The sequence below is a fragment of the Glycomyces sp. MUSA5-2 genome (genome assembly GCF_037034145.1).
Lineage (GTDB): Bacteria > Actinomycetota > Actinomycetes > Mycobacteriales > Micromonosporaceae > Glycomyces > Glycomyces artemisiae.
The window spans coordinates 560745-579857 of sequence record NZ_JBAGKG010000004.1; the positions used below are offsets into that span (position 1 = coordinate 560745).

Sequence of the window (19113 nt, forward strand, 5' to 3'; positions counted from 1 at the left end):
GAACGGAGGGGAGGCGGGCCGCGGCCCGCCTCCCCTCGCTCCCTCAGTGAATCAGCTTGCGACCGGTCAGCCTGCGAGCGTGGCGATCCCGTAGACCGCGCACGCGAGGCCGAAGCCCAGGAGGCCGATCGTGGTCTCCATGACCGTCCAGGTCTTCAAGGTGGTCTTGACGTCCATGCCGAGGAACCGGCCGACGAGCCAGAACCCGGAGTCGTTGACGTGGCTGGCCATGACCGAGCCCGCGGCGAGCGCGAGGACGATCGCGGCGAGCTGCACGGCGTTGTAGTCCCCCGCGCCGACGACGGGCTGCACGAGCCCGGCCGCGGCCGTCAGGGCCACGGTGGCCGAGCCCTGGGCGATGCGCAGGGCGGTGGCGATCACGAAGCCCGCCACGATGACCGGCAGGCCGATCCCCGAGAGCGCGTCGGAGAGCGCGTCGCCGATGCCGCTGGTGCGCAGCACGCCGCCGAACATGCCGCCCGCGCCGGTGATGAGGATGATCGCGCAGACCGGGCCGAGCGCGTTGTTGAGCAGGTCCTCGACCCAGGCGCGGGTGCGGCCGCGGCGCTCGCCGAGGACGTAGGACGCGACGAACACGGTGACGAGCAGGGCGATCGGCGTGGAGCCGAGCGCGCGGGCGATGCTGAACCAGGAGGCCTCGGAGTCGACCCAGCCCGCGGACCCGGCGGTGTTCAGGCCGGTGTCGAAGAAGATCATCACCAGCGGGAGCAGCAGCAGGAGGATCACGGTGCGGGCGCGCGGCGGGTTCTCGGCGTCCTCCACCTGCGGGCCGCCCGAGAGCACGTCGGGCACGGGCAGCTCGATCCGCCTGCCGACCCACAGGCCGTACAGGTAGCTCGTCAGGTACCAGGTGGGGATGGCGACGAGCAGGCCGAGCGCGACGACGAGGCCGACGTCGGCGCCGAGGAGCGACGAGGCGGCGACCGGGCCGGGGTGCGGCGGCACGTAGATGTGCATCACGGAGAACGCGCCGGCCGCAGGCAATGCGTAGCGCAGGACGCCGCCGCCGAGGCGGCGCGCGACCGCGAAGATGATGGGCAGCATGACGACGAGCCCGGCGTCGAAGAAGATCGGGAAGCCGAAGATCAGCGACGCGACGCCCAGGGCGAGCGGCGCGCGGTCCTCCCCGAACTTCGCGATGAGCATGTCCGTCAGGGCTTTCGCGCCGCCGGAGACCTCGACGAGGCGCCCGAGCATCGCGCCGAGGCCGACCAGGAGGGCCACGCTCGCGAGCGTGGTGCCGAAGCCCGAGGAGATCACGGGGATGAGCTGATCGGCGGGGATGCCGGTGGCGAACGCGGTGAGCACCGAGACGGTGACCAGCGCGAGGAACGCGTGTACGCGCAGCCAGATGATGAGGACGAGCAGCAGGGCCACGGCCCCTGCGGCTATCCCCAGGAGCGGTCCCGCTCCGAGGGTCTGGGTCCAGTCCATTTCCATGGGGTGCAAGCTCCTTTGCATTGCGGGGGAATCGGGAGGAAAGGGGGAGGGGACGGGGGTCGAGGGGACCGGGGTCGGAGGGGTCGGGTCAGTGTTCGAGGAAGGCGAGGACCTGGTCGGCGATGTCGGCCGGGGTGTCGGCGACGTTCACGACGAGGCCGTCCTCGCCGGGGCCGAGCGGTTCGAGCGCGGCGAACTGGGAGTCGAGGAGGCTCGGGGGCATGAAGTGGCCGCCGCGGTGGGCGAGGCGCTCGCCGATGAGCTCACGGGAGCCGTCGAGGTGGACGAAGCGGACGCGGGCGTCGGCCTCGCGGAGGATGTCGCGGTAGGCGCGGCGCAGGGCGGAGCAGGTGACGACGGTCGAGCGGCCCTGGGAGGCTGCGGCGCTGATGCGGTCGCGGATGATCCGCAGCCACGGCTCGCGGTCCGCGTCCGTCAGGGGGATCCCGGCGCTCATCTTCGCGATGTTGGCCGCGGGGTGGAGCTCGTCGCCCTCGGTGAAGGGCCAGCCGAGCCGGTCGGCGAGCAGCTCGGCGACGGTGCTCTTTCCCGAGCCCGACACCCCCATGACGACCAGGCAGGTCGCGGACATGGACCCCTCCTCCTTGAAAGGTAATACTTTTCAGACGGAAAGGTAACACCATTCGTACCGCGGCGCAACCCGGCCCCGGATAGGATTCCGGCATGGGCGACACGCGAAACCCCCTGGGCCTCCACGATCCCGTGCTCGACAAGCTCGGGCTGGAGATCGCCTCCGGCGAGCTCGCCGACGGCCGCGTGCTCACCCTCGACTGGATCCAGGAGCGCTTCGGCGTCTCCCGCACCGTCGCCCGCGAGGCCATGCGGGTCCTGGAGAACATGGGCATGGTCCGCTCCCGCCGCCGCGTCGGCATCACCGTGCGCCCCATCGCCGAATGGAACGTCTTCGACCCCAAGGTCATCTGGTGGCGCCTGGCCGGGCCCGGCCGCAACGCGCAACTGCGCACCCTCACCGAGATGCGCATCGCCGTCGAGCCCCTCGCCGCCGGCGCCGCCGCCCGCGCCGCCACCGCACCCCAGCGCGCCCGCGTCGTCGAACTCGCCGCGGCCCTCCGCGACCTCGGCGAGGCCGCCGAGCTCACCGAGTTCATGGAGCGCGACGTCGAATTCCACGACCTCCTCCTGCGCGCCAGCGGCAACGAGATGTTCGGCGCCCTCGCCGACCCCGTCGCCGCCGTCCTCCGCGGCCGCACCCAGCTCGGCCTCATGCCCCACAAGCCCGTCCCCGAGGCCCTCGACCTCCACGACGCCGTCGCCGCCGCCGTCGCCTCCGGCCGCTCCGAGGACGCCGAGAACGCCATGCGCGAACTCCTCGCGGAAGTCCGCACCGCCATGCTCCCCCGCTTACGACGCGACCGGCCTCCACCCAGAGCGAGCCCGAGGCAACCCCCGGGAGGCCTGACAGCGCCTTCCAAGCGACAGGGGCGCACCCGTGTTCGCCCACCGCACACCAGGACCACCACACGCGCGGTCGGCAACCCCACGCCGCGCGCGCACCACTCCGCTGACGGCACCGGCGTGTTTGGGCCGCGACACGGCGTTTCGCCTGGTCTGAACAGAGAAGTACACGCAGTAACCGATTAGCATGAGCCCCAAAGACACCACGGCTCACAAGGCCGCGACTCCACCGCAGATCGGACTAGCCATGCCCGAGTTCGCACCCGTGCGATTGCCGCACTACGACGGCCGGGGCCCCGGCCCCCGCTCGCTCCTCGACGACGTCGCCGCCTGGGTCGAATCCGCGCCCATGGCCGCCCTCCTGCGCCGCTACGGCGGCGCACTCCCGGGTACCGGCACCGCGACCGACCTCGCCTACCTCGAAGCGTTCTCCGCCGTCCACTGGGACTTCCGGGCCGGACGCGAGCGCCACGAGACCGCGCCCCAGCCGCTCGACCCCGAGCAGGAACTCGCCGTCACCGAAGCCGCGCTGGCCCTCGGCCTCGGCGCCGAGCTCAAGCCGCGCCTGGACCACTACACGCACGTGCTGGTCCTCGGCGGCCTCGTCGCCTCCTGCCTGTTCCGCACCCGCTTCGCCGCAGAGATCCTCGCCACCGGGACCCGCGCCGACCACGTCACCGGCGTCGGCGGCTTCCGGCCGCTCGGCCCCGAGGACCTGGAGGCCGCGCGCCTCAGCGGACTCCACTGCGGCGCGTTCGAAGTCGACGCCATCGAAGCGTCCCTCAAGCGCGCCTTCGGCATCGACGGCCGACCGCACATCGCCGAAGGCGGCGACCCGCACCGCGAACCCGGCCGGTCGTGGAAAGTCGCGACCTACGAGACCGGCCGGATGACCGTCCGCGCCGTCGCCGCCCCCTCGTCCGTCCCCGACCGCCGCCGCGCCGACACCGTCGACACCTGCCGCTTCTGGGCCGACGAGATCGCCGACCTCACCCCCGGCGACAGCGTCCTGGTCGTCACCTCCGCGCCGTACACGGCGTTCCAGCACTGCGACGCCATCGCCCACATGGGACTCCCGTACGGCGTCGCGATCGACACCGTCGGCCTCGACCCCGCCGTGCTCCCCGAACCGCACTTCCGCAAGGCGCACAGCGCGAGCGGCTACCTCCAGGAGATCCGCTCGGCGATCCGCTCGATGCGGCGCCTCCACTACGCGGCCGCCACGGCAGAGGCGGAACTCGCGGTCGAGGCGGCGCGCGCATTACTGCGCGACGACGAATGAGCCGCTCAGGAGACGGCGCCCACGACGACCGACTCGACGACCTCCCGCACCGCGGACTCGTCGGGCAGGCCGCCCAGCTCCCCCGCGAACAGCAGGTGCCCGGTGCCGACGAGGGTCATCGCGAGCGTGCGCGGATCGGCGTCCGGCTTGAGGCGCCCCACGCGGCGCTCGGCGTCGAGGTAGGCCGCGAGGGACGCGCTGGCCTCGTTGAGGATCGGGAGCCCTTGCGGGGTCGTCTCGCGCAGGCGCGAGCGCAGGCCGTCGCGGGCGATCACGGCCTTCACCAGGCCCAGGTTCACGGGTGTGAAGACGCAGGTGAGGGCCGCGGACAGGTTCTCCACGAGCGGTTTCGAGCCCTGGAGCGAGCCGATCTCGTTCTGGGCCGAGGCGATGCGGGTGCGCACGAGCTCGGCCAGGAAGTCGTCGAAGTCCGCGAAGTGCCGGTGCAGCACGCCCTTCGAAACTCCGGCCTCCTCCGTGACGGAGCGGCTGGTCAGCGCGTTCTGGCCGTCGCGCAGCAGGACCCGTTCGGCGGCGGCGAGCAGCCGCTCCCGCGCGTCGTGCATGGCGATTCCGGTCGGCATGGGTCCTCCTCCAGGCGGCTCACTCTACCGCCAGGGGTGCAAGGTAGTCGGCGACGGACCGGTCGCCCCAGGCGCCTCCCGCCAGCGCGATGTAGCCGTCGGGGCGCACCAGGACGAGGCCGTCGTCCTTGACGCCGTAGCGCTCGCGCGCCTCGTCCCCGGCGATCCGGTGGACATGGACGTCCTCCCCCGCGACCGGCGCGGGCCGGGACCCGAAGAGCAGCAAGGTGAAGTGCGTGCCGCGGAGCAGGTCGAAGAGCCGCACCTGCTCGCCGGTCGCGGTGTCGGTGCCGTGCGCGTCGGGGGCGCGGTCGCCCGCGCGGACGCCGATGCCGTCGTCGAGCTGCCGGGCGAGGCTGGAGCCGCGGTAGTGGAGGCTGAGGCCGCTGACGTCGCTGAACGGGTCCTTGCCTTCGAAGGTGCCGCGCATGCGGTCGGCGACCTGCGCGGCCCCGGCGGCGGCCCAGTGGCGACCGCGGGCGACGGTCGTGTCGAGCACGTGGCGGGCCACGGGCATCCGTTCTTCCTCGTAGGTGTCGAGGAGGGACTCCGGGGCGCCGCGCAGGACGCGGGCGAGCTTCCAGCCGAGGTTGTAGGCGTCCTGGACGCCGGTGTTCATGCCCTGCCCTCCGGCGGGCGGGTGGACGTGGGCGGCGTCCCCGGCGAGGAGCACGCGGCCAGCGCGGTAGCGGTCGACCATGCGGATGTTCACCTGGTAGACCGAGAGGTAGACGGGGTCGCGGAAGGTGACGCCGGGCAGGCCGACCCGTTCGGCGAAGATATCGGCGAAGGCCTCCACCGAGACCGGCTCGCCGCCGCCCTCTGCGGGGAGCGGGGCGGTGAAGAACCATGTGCCGCTCTTGGGCATCGGAGCGAGGCTGAGCATCCCGCCGGGTCCCGCGGCCCACAGGTGCGCGACCGAGTCGTCGAGCCCGTCGACGGTGAGGTTCCCGAACAGCATCCGCTGCCGCTCCCACGTCTCGCCGAGGAAGCTGATCCCGGCCCGCTTGCGCACGGTGCTCCCGGCGCCGTCGCAGCCGACGAGGTACCGGGCCCGGATCTCCTCGCGGCGCCCGGAGAACCGGAAGTCCGCGGTGACGCCGTCGCGGTCTTGCCTGAAGCCGGTGAACTCGCCGCCGAGCTCCACTGCGACCCCGTGGGACGCAAGGCGTTCGCGCAGTACGGCTTCGGTGAACTGCTGCCCGGCCATGAGGCTCCCGGGGTAGGGCGCGCCGGGGACGGGCGGGGCGTCGTACATGACGACGTCGCGCACCACGTTGCCGTCCTCGTCGTAGAAGCGCGAGGTGCCCGGCGCTTCCGCGTGCTTCCGCAGCTCGTCGAGGACGCCGAGGTCCTCGAAGACCTCCTGGGTGCGTCCGCGGACGCCCCGCGCTCTGGTCCCGACCTGGAACTTTTCGGCCCGGTCGATGATCCGCACCCCCGCGCCGCGGCGGGCGAGGTCGCACGCGAGCGTGAGCCCGACCGGTCCGGCCCCGACGATGACGACCTCGGTCGCCGTTGCAGCCTCCATGGGCACTCCTCTCCTCGCAGTCGATAATGACCGCGTGCCCATTATGAGTGGGCAGTTGCCCACTTGTCAATTCGAGAAAGCCGCTTACATCGATGCCGACATATATCTTGTGATCCCCGGGGGGCGGCCGACCCCGCGCGCCAGCATGCGGGGTCGGCCGAGGGAGTCGGCCCTCAGATGAGGAACCGGGTGTACGCGGGCAGGGTGAGGAACGTCGGGTAGTCCTCGCCCAGCGCGCACTCGGTGAAGACCGACAGGGCGTCGTCGAAGCGGTCGCCGTCGAAGCGCTGGAGCGACGCGTACTCCTCCTTGAGGAGCTGGCCGACCCAGTCGCGGGTCACGGTGCGGCCCTCGTCGGTCCTGGCTCCGGCGTTGATCCACTGCCAGATCTGCGAGCGCGAGATCTCGGCGGTCGCGGCGTCCTCCATGAGGTTGTTGATCGCCGCGGCGCCGACGCCGCGCAGCCAGGACTCGATGTAGCGCACGCCCACTTCGAGGTTCTTGCGGATGCCGGCCTCGGTGATCGCGCCGGGGGTGGCGGCGACGTCGAGGAGCGCGGCGGCGTTCGGGACCACGTCCTCGCGCTGCCGGTCGATCTGGTTCGGCACCCCGCCGAGGGTCTCGTCGAAGACCTCCATCGCGACGGGCACGAGGTCGGGGTGGGCGACCCAGGAGCCGTCAAAACCGTCGTCGGCCTCGCGGGTCTTGTCGGCGCGGACCTTCTCCAGCGCGACCGCGTTGGCCTCGGGGTCCTTGCGGGAGGGGATGAACGCGGCCATGCCGCCGATCGCGGAGGCGCTGCGGCGGTGGCAGGTCCGCACGAGCAGCTCGGTGTAGGCGCGCATGAACGGCGCGGTCATGGTGACCTGGTCGCGGTCGGGCAGCACGAAGCGCGCGCCGCGCTCGCGGAAGTTCTTGATGACCGAGAAGATGTAGTCCCAGCGCCCGGCGTTCAGGCCCGAGGAGTGGCGGCGCAGCTCGTAGAGGATCTCCTCCATCTCGAACGCGGCGGTGATCGTCTCGATGAGGACGGTGGCCCTGATCGTGCCGCGCGGGACGCCGAGGAGGTCCTGGGCGGTGTCGAACACGTCGTTCCACAGGCGCGCTTCGAGGTGCGATTCGAGCTTCGGCAGGTAGAAGTAGGGGCCGCGGCCCAGTTCCAGGAGCCGGTGGGCGTTGTGGAAGAAGTACAGGCCGAAGTCCACGAGGGACCCGGCGACGGGCAGGCCGTCGACGCGCAGGTGCAGTTCGGCGAGGTGCCACCCGCGGGGGCGCACGATGATCGTCGGCAGGTCGGTCAGGGTCTCGCCCTTCAGGCGGTACTCCTTGCCCTGCTCGGAGGTGAAGTCGATGCGCCGCTCGATGGCGTCGCGCAGGTTCACCTGCGAGTCGATGACGTTGTGCCAGTTGGGGGTGGAGGAGTCCTCCAGGTCGGCCATCCAGCATTTCGCGCCCGAGTTGAGCGCGTTGATCGTCATCTTCCGGTCGCAGGGGCCGGTGATCTCGACGCGGCGGTCCTCCAGGCCGGGGGCGAGGGTGGCGACGCTCCAGGAGAAGTCATCGCGCACGTCGGCGGTCTCGGGCAGGAAGCCGGGGTCGGCGCCGTTGGCGATGCGGATGCGCCGCTCCTGCCGGGCCTGGAGGATCTCCTGGCGGCGGGGCGCGAACTTGCGGTGCAGGGCGGCGATGAAGTCGAGCGCCTCGGGCGTGAGGACCTCGTCCTCGCGCGCGACGCGGGGCCCGTTGACCGTGATGCCCGCGTCGGTGCGGATCTGGGAATCGATGACCACTGGTAACTCCTCATGTGGTTGGGCGGGACCGGCTCCGGCCCCGCCCGAACGGACTGGTCGCCGGACGGCTAGTGGAACTGCCCCTGCTCGGTGGACCCGGCGAGCGCGAGCGTCGCCGAGTTCGGGTTGAGCGCGGACGTGACGAGGTCGAAGTAGCCGGTGCCGACCTCGCGCTGGTGCTTCGTGGCGGTGTACCCGAGTTCCTCGGCGGCGAACTCGCGCTCCTGGAGGTCCACGTAGGCGGTCATGCCCTCGCGGGCGTAGCCGTGGGCGAGGTCGAACATGGAGTGGTTGAGCGCGTGGAACCCGGCGAGGGTGATGAACTGGAACGTGAAGCCCATGGACCCGAGCTCGCGCTGGAACTTCGCGATCGTGTCGTCGTCCAAGTGGCGCTTCCAGTTGAACGACGGCGAGCAGTTGTAGGCGAGCATCTGGTCGGGGCGCTCGGCCTTGATCGCCTCGGCGAAGGTGCGGGCCGCTTCGAGGTCGGGCGTGCCGGTCTCCATCCACAGCAGGTCGGCGTAGGGCGCGTAGGCGAGGCCGCGGGCGATGCACGACTCGATGCCGTTCGCGACGCGGTAGTAGCCCTCCGCGGTGCGCTCGCCGGTGAGGAACCGGGCATCGCGCTCGTCCACATCGGAGGTCAGCAGCGTGGCGGCCTCGGCGTCGGTGCGGGCGACGATGACGCTGGGGACGCCTTCGACGTCGGCGGCGAGCCTGGCGGCGTTCAGGGTCCTGATGTGCTGGCCCGTGGGGATGAGGACCTTGCCGCCGAGGTGGCCGCACTTCTTCTCGGAGGCGAGCTGGTCCTCCCAGTGGACGCCCGCGGCGCCGGCGGCGATCATGCCCTTCATGAGCTCGAAGGCGTTGAGGGGCCCGCCGAAGCCCGCTTCGGCGTCGGCGACGATCGGCACGAGCCAGTCGTCGACGGACTGGACGCCTTCGGCGGCCTCGATCTGGTCGGCGCGCATGAGCGCGTTGTTGATGCGGCGCACCACCTGCGGGACGGAGTTCGCCGGGTACAGGGACTGGTCGGGGTAGGTCTGGCCCGCGAGGTTCGCGTCTGCGGCGACCTGCCAGCCGGACAGGTAGATCGCGTGCAGGCCGGCCTTGACCTGCTCGACGGCCTGGCCGCCGGTCATCGCGCCGAGCGCGTGGGTGTACCCGCCGGTGGCGGCGTCCTCGGTGAGCCGGGACCAGAGGCGCTCCGCACCGCGGCGGGCGAGGGTGTGCTCCTCGGTGACGCGGCCGCGGAGGCGCACGACGTCGGCAGCGGTGTAGTCGCGGGCGGTGTCCGCCCAGCGGGGGTCGGACGCCCACTCGATGGCGAGGCGTTCGGCGGCGAGTTGCGTGTCGATCGGGTCGCGCTTGCTGTCGGACATCGTCGGCTCCGAGAGTCGGGACCGCCGCAGCGGTCATTACTTGCAGGTAACAGCAATCTTTCATCGATCGGGACTGCGCATCAGAGGTTCCCGGTAGAAAGATTCGCGTTTCTTCGCGATACTGGGGAAATGACGAACCTGCCGCCGCGCCCCTCCGAGGCCCCGCACCGCCCGTGGGGCGCCGCCGAGGCCGCCGAACTGGCCGCCGACGACGTCTCGGTCGACCTCATCAGCCTCGGCAAGCAGATCCGGCACCTGCGCAAACAGCGCGAGATGAGCCTCGACGACCTCGGCGCGGCCGTCGGCGCCGCGCCCTCGCAGCTCTCGCTCATCGAGAACGGCAAGAAGGAGCCGAAGCTGTCGATGCTGCGGGCGCTCGCGAAGGCGTTCGGCGTTTCTTCCGACGAGCTGCTCGGCGCGGAGCCCCCGAACCGGCGCGTGGCCCTGGAGATCGAGCTGGAGCGGGCCCAGCGCAGCGGCCAGTACCGCTCGCTGGGTCTGCCGTCGGTGAAGCCGTCGAGCCGCATCCCCACGGAGGCGCTCGAAGCCCTCGTGGGCCTGCACAGGGAGGTGGACCGCCAGGTCAACCTGCACACGGCGACGCCGGAGGAGGCCCGGCGGGCGAACACCGAGCTGCGGCGGCGGATGCGCGACAAGGACAACTACTTCGCCGACATCGAGGCCGAGGCGCGCACGCTGCTCGGCAAGGTCGACTACGCGGGCGGGCCGCTGTCGCAGCACCAGATCGCCGACCTCGCGGCGCACCTGCGGTTCACGCTCCACCACGTTGACGACCTGCCGCACTCGACGCGCTCGGTCACCGACCTCAAGCACCGGCGGATCTACCTCACGCAGGTCGGGACCGGCTCGCACGACCCGCGCACGGTCCTGCTCCAGGCCCTCGCGAGCTACGTCCTGGAGCACGAGGTGCCGCGCACGTACCTGGAGTTCCTGGGCCAGCGCGTCTCCACGAACTACCTCGCCGCGGCGCTGCTGATCCCGGAGTCGAGCGCGGTGGCGTTCCTGCGGAGCGCCATGGCGGACAAGGAGGTCGCGGTCGAGGACCTGCGCGACAACTTCGCGGTCTCGTACGAGGCGGCGGCGCACCGGTTCACCAACCTCGCCACGCACCATCTGGGCATTCGCACGCACTTCCAGAAGGTCCACAAGTCGGGGATCATCTTCAAGGCGTACGAGAACGACGACGTGGCGTTCCCGGCGGACCCGACCGGCGCGATCGAGGGCCAGCCGATCTGCCGGTACTGGACGAGCCGCCAGGTGTTCGACGTGCCCGACAAGTTCAACGCCTTCAACCAGTACACGGACACGGCGACGGGCACCTACTGGTGCACGGCCCGGACCGAGCGCAGCGCCGACGGGCTGTTCTCGCTGTCGATCGGCGTCCCCTACGAGTCGGCGAAGTGGTTCCGCGGCAAGGAGACCAAGGCCCGCTCGGTCTCCCGCTGCCCCGACCCCGACTGCTGCCGCAACCCGCCCCGCAACCTCGCCAAGACCTGGGCCGGCCAGGTCTGGCCCACCGCCCGCGCCGCCAGCTCCCAACTCGCGGCGATGCCCCTGGGCTCCTTCCCGGGCGTCGACGAGACCGAGGTCTACCAGTTCCTCGAAAGGCACTCGCGTCCCTGAACTGTCGTACCCCCGAGTCAGGGTTGAGACCGGGGGCCCATCGATGTCCGATTTGCCGGGACCCTCCGTTCACATTTCCGGCGCGCACATACATTGACTTTCTTCGATGAAAGTGGTTACCGTGGCATTCGGGACGGCAAGCGCCTTCCCGATCTCGTACCCGGCACCAGCGAGAAAGTCACCCTCACATGACACCTGACCAACCGCGCGCCCCGCGCCGCTGGGCCCGCAAGGCGGTCCTCGCGGTCGCGGCGCTCGCCGCAGCCGCGGCGGCCACCGCCTCCGCGTTCGCCTGGACCTCCGCCGCATCCGCCCAGACCACCACGATCACCGTGGCCGTCAACGGGAACGACGCCAACGCGGGCACCGTCGCCGCGCCGCTCAAGACCATCCAGGCCGCCGTCAACAAGGCCGTGCCCGGCACCGTCATCCAGATCCGCGGCGGCACCTACGCGCCCAGCACCAACATCCAGGTCAACTCCAACGGCACCGCCAGCGCCCCGATCACCATGCGCGCCTATGGCACCGAGAAAGTCGTCATCGACGGCGAGAACATGCCGTACACGCCCGGCGCCGTCGACTCCTCGATCCCCCGCGCCGACCGCGGCGCGCTCCACGTCGAAGGCGACTTCTGGCGCTTCGAGCGCCTGGAGATCGTCCACGGCCCGTACGCGATCTTCGCGCTCGACTCCAACGGCAACGTCTACGACCGCCTCGTCACCCGCGACAACTACGAGTCGGGCCTCCACATCCAGGGCGCCTCGGCGAACAACACGATCCTCAACCTCGACTCGTACGGCAACCGCGACCCGCGCAAGAACGGCGAGAGCGCCGACGGCCTCGCGATCAAGGAGGGCTCGGGCACCGGCAACAAGGTGATCGGCGCGCGCCTGTGGAACAACGCCGACGACGGCTTCGACGCGTGGGAGTTCCTCTCCCCCATCCGCATCGAGGACACCGCCGCCTGGGGCAACGGCTACAACTACTGGAACCTGCCGAACTACTCCGGCGACGGCAACGGCTTCAAGATGGGCGGCGGCGACGTCGACCCGCCCGCGAACCACGTCGTGGTGAACTCCATGGCGTGGAAGAACTCCGCGCACGGCTTCACCGACAACGGCAACCCCGGCTCGCTCCAGATCAGCCGCTCCACGGCGTGGAAGAACGGCAAGACCGGCTTCGACTTCGACTCCTCGACCTCGACGCTCACCGCGAACCTCGCGGTGAACAACGCGACGCCGGTGGCCCTCGGGTCCTCGACCGGCTCGGGCAACTCGTGGAACATCAAGTCGAGCTGGGTCGACGCGGACCTCGCGAACACCAGCGCCGCCGTCGTCACCGGCGCGCGGGCCGCCGACGGCTCGATCGCCTCGACGAACTTCCTCGTCCCGAAGAACTACCCGAACCTAGGCGCGACGTTCGTCTAGCCCCAGGGGGCCGGGCCGCGGACGCGGCCCGGCCCGGCGCCTCCACCCTGATCCCCCACTTCGCCGTCCTGCCCCGCTGTCCCGTCCCACACTGCCGCCCACCGGGGCCACCACGGCATCGACGTCTTTGCAATCATGAGCGCCATGACACCGACGTTCGTCCTCATCCACGGTTCCAACGCCAACTCGTTCTCCTGGGCCCCGCTCATGCGGGAGCTCGCCCTGCGCGGCCACCGCTCCCTCGCGGTGGACCTGCCGGGCCACGGCTTCGCGGCGGGCATGCCGTCCGCGTACCAGACCCAGGACGCGGCGGAGCTGGCCGTGGCGGCGTCGAAGCTCGACGGCGTGGGCCTCCAGGCGAACGTCGACCACGTCACCGCGATCCTGGAGCGCGCGAGGGAGCACGGGCCGGTCATCGCCGTGGCCCACAGCCGCGGCGGCGTGACCCTCACGGCGGTCGCCAACCGCCGCCCGGACCTGCTCGACCGGATCGTCTACGCCTCGGCGTGGTGCTGCGTCGAGCACACCCCGCGCGAGTACGTGGCCCGGCCCGAGAACGCCGGGAGCGTCCTCGACCAGGCCATGGGCGTGGCCGCGGCGAACCCGGCCCGCCTCGGCGCCGTCCGCATGAACTGGCGCACCGCCGACCCCGTCCTCCTCGGGGCGCTCAAGGACTCGATGCTCGCCGACGGCACCGACGACGAGTTCCGCGTGTTCCTCTCCACGCTCACCCCCGACGAGAGCCTCGACGCGGGCGGCCCCGAGGACCGCGCCGACGCCGCCACCTGGGGCCGGATTCCGCGCAGCTACGTGCGGCTGACGCAGGACACGTCGATCCCGATCGAGCTCCAGGACCTGTTCATCAAGGAGGCCGACGCGCTCACCCCGGACAACGCGTTCGACGTCCACACCATCGAGACGAGCCACGTCGGCGCCCTCGTCCACCCCGAGCGCTTCGCCGAGATCCTCGCGGGCCTCGCCTGAGCCCCGCCGCGGCGCAGGTCCGCTGGCACACCGCGTGCCATCTTTCCGGCCGGTCCGGCCCCGCAAAGGCGGCCGAACCGGCCGTTTAGTCCTCATCGGACACTTGAGTCGCGGTCGGGCGCAGCGGCGTGTACCCACGGTCAGCGCATGGCGACTCCATACTGAGGCGGCAAATCCACCCTTCCCCCAAGGAGTGCCATGAGCCTCGTCAGACGCCTCATGATCGCGGTGACGCTCGCCGTCTCCGCGGTCTTCTTCATCCCGGCCCCCGCGCAGGCGGGCGGCTACTGGATCGAGGTCTGCTTCCCCGACACCAGCACCGACGACCCCTTCGACCTCAAGTGCGTGCCAGTGAAGGTCCCCGTCGAGGGGAACCGCAAGTGGTGGCCGCCCGAGTGCTGGGTCTGCCTGCCGTCCTTCGACTTCTGGAAGGACTACGTCGACCCCGCCGTCCGCTACGACTTCAACGAGCGGTTCGGCAAGGGCCTCGGGCTCCTCGCCGAATCCCACCTCACCGACGACGAGAAGCTCGCCGAGCAGCTGCGCGCCGAAGCGGGCGGCCAGTTCCTCGCCGCCGCCGAGATCGTCTCGAAGTACGAGATCGGGTTCGACGGCTTCGCCTGGACCGACCCGGTCAACGGCAAGTACCTCGGCGACCCGCAGCCCGACCCCGGGATCGCGGCCGGGTACGCCATGGCCGAGGGCGTGAGAATCCTCCAGAACACCCTCGGCAAGGAGCCCGACATCGAAGGGGCCCTGAAGGAGTTCGACGCGGCCTACGAGAGCCTGTCCGAACTGGCGGCCGCGTGATGAGCGCCGGGACGACACTGCGCCGGACCCTCCGGCTCGCCGCGGGCCTGGTCGCCGCGCTGGCGCTCGCGCTCTCCACCGTGCTGCTCGTGCAGGCCCCGGCCCAGGCGGGCGGCGGCACGTTCAGCTACTGCTTCTTCGTCATCGACGAGGAGACCGGCACCGTCGAACGCGTCTGCCCCGAGTGGGAGGTCCCCGTCGAGGGGCCGCGCAAGTGGTGGCCTAAGGACTGCTGGGTGTGCCTGGGGCTCTTCGACTTCGAGGACTACGCGGTCAACCCGGCCGAGCGCGTCTCGTTCTACGAGCAGCTCGGGCAGGGGCAGGCGCTCCTCGCGCAGGCGGACCTGACGAAGGACGAGAAGCTCGCCGAGCAGCTGCGATCCGAAGCGGCCGCGGCGTTCTACTCGGCCGCGAAGCTCATCGACAAGGGCGGCGCGGTGTCCTATAAGGGCTTCAGCTGGTTCGACCCGCAGTCGGGCAAGGTGTACGGCGACCCGCAGCCGGAGCCGAACCTCGAATTCGGGTACTCGGTGGAGGCCGGGCTCGCGTACATGCAGCAGGCAGTGCTGGGGCCGCAGCCGCAGCCCTGGATCGAATCCGCGATGAAGGAGTTCGAGCAGGCGAACGCCGCGATCGAGGCCATCGCCGCAGGTTGAGACAAGTCCACGGGCCGGGGGCGGCGCCCCCGGCCCGTGGACGATCACGCATCGAACGTGGCTCTGCGGCCATTCATCCGCTACCGAATCGACGGTTGACTGGTCCCATGAGCGAACACACCCACACCGGAACCATCCTCGTCACCGGCGCCACCGGCAAGGTCGGCCGCCGCCTCACCGAACTGCTCCGCGCCGGCGGGCACGACGTGCGCGCGGTCTCCCGCAGCACCGCGATCACCCTCGACTGGACCAACGAGTCCACTTGGGACGCCGCCTTGGAGGGCGTCGCCGCGGCCTACCTCGTCCCGCCGGACCACCCGTTCCCCGCCGACGCGTTCGTCGCCGCCGCCGAGAAGGCTGGCGTGCGCCGCATCGTCGCCCAGTCGGGCCGCAGGGTCCAGGACCTGGCCGCGGCGGCCGGGGTCGGCCCCGAGGCCATCGGCATGTACGCGGCCCAGACGGCCGTCCAGGCGGCGGGGATCGAGTGGACCGTCCTGCAGCCCAACAACTTCAACGAGAACTTCAGCGAAGGCGACTACTACCCCGCGGTGCTCGCCGGGGAGCTGGCGCTGCCGCTGGCGGGGACCACGGAGCCGCTGATCGCGGTCGCCGACATCGCCGCGGTGGCCGCCGCGGTCCTCACCGGGGACGGCCACCACGGGCGCGTCTACGAGCTCAGCGGCCCCGAGTCGCTGTCGATGGACGCGGCGATGGCCGCCATCGCCGCCGCCTCCGGCAAGCCGGTGGCCTTCCGCGCCGAGACCCCGGAGGAGCACGACGCGGCCCTCCGCGCCGCGGGCCTCCCCGAGGACCTCGTCGTGTTCCTCAACCTCATGTACGAGTTCATGCGCGACGGCGCCATGGCCGCGACCACCGGCGACGTCGAACGCGTCCTCGGCCGCGCCCCGATCCGCTTCGCGGACTGGGCGACCGAGACCGCGAAGTCCGGCGTCTGGTCGGGCGCCTAGACCGTGCGCGCCGCGGCGAGTTCGGGGTAGAGCGCGGCCGGGTCGGCGTTGAGGACCGCCTTGAAGTCGACGGTGACCTGGTCGGCGAGGACTTCGAGCGCGCCGGTCTCGATGCCGTCGAGGCCGGCGCGGGCGATGTCGGCCGGGTCGCTCTTGTCGGCGGGAATGCCCTTGAGCATGTCGGTGTCGATCCCGGCGACGTGCAGCCCCGTCACCTGCGTCCCCTGGGCGGCGAGTTCGAGGCGCGCGCCGTTCGTGAGGCTCCACGACGCGGCCTTCGCCGCCGAGTACGCGTGGCCCATCCCGGACGAGCGCCACGACAGGACCGACAGGATGTTGAGGATCGCGCCGCCGCCGTTCGCGCCGAGCACGGGTGCGAAGGCCCGCACCATGTTCAGGGTGCCGAAGAAGTTCGTCTCCATCTCCAGGCGGATCGGGTCCTCGGGGCCGCCGACGAGGTTCGCGAACGTCGCGATCCCTGCGTTGTTGACGAGGATCGTCGTGTCGGACGCGGTCGCGGCCGCCGCCGCGACCGACGCCGGGTCGGTGATGTCGAGCTGCACGGGCTCCACGCCGGGCAGGTCGACCGAATCGATCCGGCGCGACCCGGCATAGACCTTGGCCGCGCCGCGTTCCAGAAGTTGCCGGGCGAAATGGCGGCCCATGCCGCGGTTGGCGCCGGTGACGAATGCGATTGATCCTTTGATGTCCATGCGGTCGACGCTATGACCTCACGTCAGCGTGAGGGGCAAGCGACGGTGGCGGACACCACAGCGGGAAACGGGAGGGCGCGGATGCGCATCGGAGAACTGGCCGAGGCGACGGGCGCGACGGTGCGCGCGCTCAGGTACTACGAGGAGCAGGGCCTCCTGCACCCCGAGCGCACCGCGAGCGGCCAGCGCGTCTACCCGGCCGACGCGGTCGACCAGGTCCAGTGGATCAAGCTCATGTTCGCGAACGGCCTGCCGAGCCGCGCGATCGCGAAGCTCCGGCGCTGCCGCAGCGCCGACGAGGTCACGCCCGAGCAGCGGGCCGTGATCTACGAGGAGCACGCCCGCGTCGAGGCCGAGTACCGGGCCGCCGCGGCCACGAAGGCGCGCTTCGAGCGGATGCTCGACTTCATCGAAAAGACCTGACCGCCGTCCCCTGCGGCGTGAGAACGCGAGGGCATTACTGTTGCGCGATGAGTTTGCAATGGCAGTGCATCATCGTCGACTGCGCCGACCCGCAGGAGCTGGGCCCTTGGTGGGCCGAGCTGCTGGGCTGGCGCGTCACCCACACCTCTGAAAAGGAGGTCGTGCTAGAGCCGCCGCTGGGCAGCCCGCAGGACGGCGTCTCCCCCGACATCCTGTTCGTCCGCGTTGCCGAAGGCAAGAGCGTCAAGAACCGCCTCCACCTCGACCTGCGCCCCGACGACCAGGCCGCCGAGGTCGCCCGCGCGGAGGCGTTGGGCGCCAAGCGGGCCGATGTCGGGCAGGACGATTCGTCGTCGTGGATCGTCATGAACGACCCCGCGGGGAACGAGTTCTGCATCCTGCGCGCGTTCACCCCCGAGGAGCTTGCAACGCTGTGACCTCCGCGTAGGTCAGCTGGTCCCCCGCCACCGGCTCCCCCTCGCCGATCCGTACCGCCGTGCGGACCGCCGCCGTCAGGGCGGCGCGGTAGAGGAGGGAGCCGGTGCTGATCCGGGCGACGCCGAGGGCGGCGAGGTCGTCGACGGTGGGACCGCCCGGGGAGTAGAGGACGTTGAGCGGGGCGTCGATGCGGGCGGCGAGGGTGCGGATGTCGTCGGGAGCCGCGGCACCCGGGACGAAGACGCCGTCGGCGCCCGCGGCCGTGTAGTGTGCGGCGCGGGCGAGCGCGGTCTCCAGTGGACTGTCAGTGCTGAGCCAGTACGGGTCGGTGCGGGCGTTCACGAACAGGTCGGGGCAGCGGTCCTTCACGGCCGCAATGCGGGCGGCGTGGAGATCAGGGTCGGCGAGGGTGCCGTCGGGGCGGCCGTCTTCGAGGTTGACGCCGACGATGCCGAAAGAGGCGAGGGTCGCGGCGAGGGCGACGACCTCGGCGGGGTCGTCGCTGAAGCCGCCTTCGATGTCGACGGTGACGAGGACCGGGAGCGGCGCGAGGCGGCGGGCGAGGGCGATGGTGTGGTCGCGGGTGGCTCCCGCGCCGTCGGGGAGGCCGTGGGCTGCGGCGACACCGAGGCTGGTGGTGCCGATCGCGGTGAATCCGGCGGCGGCGAGGGCGGCCGCGGAGGCGTGGTCCCAGGCGTTGGGGAGCACGAGCGGGCGCGGGCCGCGGTGGGCGGCGGCGAAGGCGGCGTAGGTCACGGGTTCATCCTGACGTGGATCGCTGCGGGGATGCGGAGGTTCGGGAGCGGTTCGTACGCGATTGAGCCGGTCGGCGGCGAGACGCGTTTGAGGGCTTCGCAGACGCCGGTCGCGATGGCGAGGGCCTGGTCGCGGCCGGGGCAGGCGTGGGGTCCGGCGCCGAAGGGCGCGGTGCCGTCGAGTTGGATGCGGGCCGTACCGCCGGGTCGAAGGCCCTCGGTTTCGGTTGCGGCCGTTCGGGTCGTGGCTTTGACGGGCGGGTCGTCGCGGAGCTGCGCGGCGAGGTCGGTGGGGTCCAGCCCGCCTCCGGCGGCGAGGGTGTTGCCGATGAGCGCGGCGGTCGCTTCGCAGGCTTGGACGAGGAGGCCGATCCGGGCGGCCGTGGGCTCGTCGGGGACGCCGCCGAAGACCGCGACCAGGGCCGCGACGGCGGCGTCGGTCTCGGGGGCCGCGTCGCCGGTGAGGTAGGCGGCGGCGACCGTGCGGACGGCCGCGGGGTCGAGGCCGGGCGCGCCGAGGGCTTCGGCGAGGGTGCGGACCGGCACGTCGCGGGCGATGCGGTCCATGACGTCGAGGGGCGCGTCCTCCAAGGCGATGCAGGCGAGGACTTCCGCGCGCAGCCGCAGCACGTCGAGGTCCATGTCCACCAGCAGGTCCGCGGCCTGGGTGCGCCGCCGGGCGTGGTCGCCGCCGGTCGCGAAGCGCGCGACACTGGTGCGCAGCCAGCCGAGGGTCCCGGGCGGGCCGGGCGCTGCGGGCGGCGGGACGAGACCCGGGTGGGCGAGGAGTTCGGGGGCGCGGTCGGGGCCGAACGAGATCATGGGGCG

At 71.6% G+C, this 19113-nt stretch carries 18 protein-coding genes and 1 pseudogene; 10 read left to right on the forward strand and 9 right to left on the reverse strand.

The features are described from left to right. Nucleotides 1–66: 66 nt before the first annotated feature. Complete coding sequence (locus WA640_RS16215; RefSeq protein ID WP_335988934.1) at nucleotides 67–1461, reverse strand: GntP family permease; 1395 nt, start codon at nucleotides 1459–1461, stop codon at nucleotides 67–69. A gap of 88 nt (nucleotides 1462–1549) precedes the next feature. Next, nucleotides 1550–2053, reverse strand: a complete 504-nt coding sequence (locus WA640_RS16220; protein WP_106362471.1) for a gluconokinase — start codon at nucleotides 2051–2053, stop codon at nucleotides 1550–1552. A 92-nt stretch (nucleotides 2054–2145) separates the two neighbouring features. On the opposite strand from WA640_RS16220, the pseudogene WA640_RS16225 reads away from it, so the two are divergent. Both WA640_RS16225 and WA640_RS16230 read left to right on the forward strand, forming a co-directional pair. Next, nucleotides 2146–2853: pseudogene (locus tag WA640_RS16225) on the forward strand (FadR/GntR family transcriptional regulator); the annotation flags it as partial. A gap of 292 nt (nucleotides 2854–3145) precedes the next feature. Beyond that, nucleotides 3146–4180, forward strand: a complete 1035-nt coding sequence (locus tag WA640_RS16230) for a hypothetical protein (RefSeq protein ID WP_335988937.1) — start codon at nucleotides 3146–3148, stop codon at nucleotides 4178–4180. Nucleotides 4181–4185: 5 nt separating this feature from the next. On the opposite strand, the gene WA640_RS16235 is transcribed toward WA640_RS16230, so the two are convergent. The 4 genes from WA640_RS16235 to aceA all read right to left on the reverse strand — a co-directional run bounded on the left by WA640_RS16235 (nucleotide 4186) and on the right by aceA (nucleotide 9467). Continuing rightward, nucleotides 4186–4764, reverse strand: a complete 579-nt coding sequence (locus WA640_RS16235) for a TetR/AcrR family transcriptional regulator (RefSeq protein WP_335988938.1) — start codon at nucleotides 4762–4764, stop codon at nucleotides 4186–4188. 19 nt (nucleotides 4765–4783) lie between these two features. Beyond that, complete coding sequence (locus WA640_RS16240) at nucleotides 4784–6295, reverse strand: FAD-dependent monooxygenase (protein WP_335988939.1); 1512 nt, start codon at nucleotides 6293–6295, stop codon at nucleotides 4784–4786. A gap of 173 nt (nucleotides 6296–6468) precedes the next feature. Then, nucleotides 6469–8079 carry a malate synthase A gene (gene aceB, locus WA640_RS16245; protein ID WP_442904767.1) on the reverse strand — a complete coding sequence of 537 codons (1611 nt, stop codon included), beginning with the start codon at nucleotides 8077–8079 and terminating at the stop codon, nucleotides 6469–6471. Between the two features lie 74 nt (nucleotides 8080–8153). Further along, nucleotides 8154–9467, reverse strand: coding sequence for an isocitrate lyase (gene aceA / locus WA640_RS16250; RefSeq protein WP_106362466.1), 1314 nt, complete (start codon nucleotides 9465–9467; stop codon nucleotides 8154–8156). 129 nt (nucleotides 9468–9596) lie between these two features. Here aceA and WA640_RS16255 point away from each other — a divergent pair, with 129 nt between their 5' ends. From WA640_RS16255 to WA640_RS16280, 6 genes are all read left to right on the forward strand, one after another. After that, on the forward strand, nucleotides 9597–11111 hold the full coding sequence (locus WA640_RS16255) for a helix-turn-helix domain-containing protein (RefSeq protein ID WP_335988942.1): 1515 nt from the start codon (nucleotides 9597–9599) through the stop codon (nucleotides 11109–11111). 188 nt (nucleotides 11112–11299) lie between these two features. Continuing rightward, complete coding sequence (locus WA640_RS16260) at nucleotides 11300–12538, forward strand: right-handed parallel beta-helix repeat-containing protein (protein WP_335988944.1); 1239 nt, start codon at nucleotides 11300–11302, stop codon at nucleotides 12536–12538. Between the two features lie 144 nt (nucleotides 12539–12682). Beyond that, nucleotides 12683–13522 carry an alpha/beta hydrolase gene (locus WA640_RS16265; RefSeq protein ID WP_335988945.1) on the forward strand — a complete coding sequence of 280 codons (840 nt, stop codon included), beginning with the start codon at nucleotides 12683–12685 and terminating at the stop codon, nucleotides 13520–13522. 198 nt (nucleotides 13523–13720) lie between these two features. Beyond that, nucleotides 13721–14332 carry a hypothetical protein gene (locus WA640_RS16270; protein WP_335988946.1) on the forward strand — a complete coding sequence of 204 codons (612 nt, stop codon included), beginning with the start codon at nucleotides 13721–13723 and terminating at the stop codon, nucleotides 14330–14332. Beyond that, nucleotides 14332–14988, forward strand: coding sequence for a hypothetical protein (locus tag WA640_RS16275; RefSeq protein WP_335988947.1), 657 nt, complete (start codon nucleotides 14332–14334; stop codon nucleotides 14986–14988). Before WA640_RS16270 ends, WA640_RS16275 begins: the two co-directional genes overlap by 1 nt. A 107-nt stretch (nucleotides 14989–15095) precedes the next feature. Then, nucleotides 15096–15956, forward strand: a complete 861-nt coding sequence (locus tag WA640_RS16280; protein WP_335988948.1) for an NAD(P)H-binding protein — start codon at nucleotides 15096–15098, stop codon at nucleotides 15954–15956. Here WA640_RS16280 and WA640_RS16285 read toward each other — a convergent pair. Next, the gene (locus WA640_RS16285) at nucleotides 15953–16669 is read right to left on the reverse strand and encodes an SDR family oxidoreductase (protein WP_335988950.1); all 717 of its coding nucleotides are present in this window, start codon (nucleotides 16667–16669) and stop codon (nucleotides 15953–15955) included. The genes WA640_RS16280 and WA640_RS16285 overlap by 4 nt on opposite strands. Before the next feature lie 81 nt (nucleotides 16670–16750). On the opposite strand from WA640_RS16285, the gene WA640_RS16290 reads away from it, so the two are divergent. Together WA640_RS16290 and WA640_RS16295 are read left to right on the forward strand one after the other, a co-directional pair. Then, nucleotides 16751–17092 (forward strand): MerR family transcriptional regulator, encoded by a 342-nt coding sequence (locus tag WA640_RS16290; RefSeq protein WP_335988951.1) that lies wholly within the window; start codon nucleotides 16751–16753, stop codon nucleotides 17090–17092. 47 nt (nucleotides 17093–17139) lie between these two features. Then, nucleotides 17140–17529 carry a VOC family protein gene (locus WA640_RS16295; RefSeq protein ID WP_335988952.1) on the forward strand — a complete coding sequence of 130 codons (390 nt, stop codon included), beginning with the start codon at nucleotides 17140–17142 and terminating at the stop codon, nucleotides 17527–17529. On the opposite strand, the gene WA640_RS16300 is transcribed toward WA640_RS16295, so the two are convergent. Both WA640_RS16300 and WA640_RS16305 read right to left on the reverse strand, forming a co-directional pair. Continuing rightward, nucleotides 17501–18286: an isocitrate lyase/PEP mutase family protein gene (locus tag WA640_RS16300; protein ID WP_335988953.1), complete on the reverse strand. Its 786-nt coding sequence runs from the start codon at nucleotides 18284–18286 to the stop codon at nucleotides 17501–17503. The two genes, WA640_RS16295 and WA640_RS16300, sit on opposite strands and share 29 nt — an antisense overlap. Further along, entirely contained in the window at nucleotides 18283–19107 is an 825-nt protein-coding gene (locus tag WA640_RS16305) for a hypothetical protein (RefSeq protein ID WP_335988954.1), read from the reverse strand. The genes WA640_RS16300 and WA640_RS16305 overlap by 4 nt, the downstream gene beginning before the upstream one ends. Nucleotides 19108–19113 lie beyond the last annotated feature (6 nt).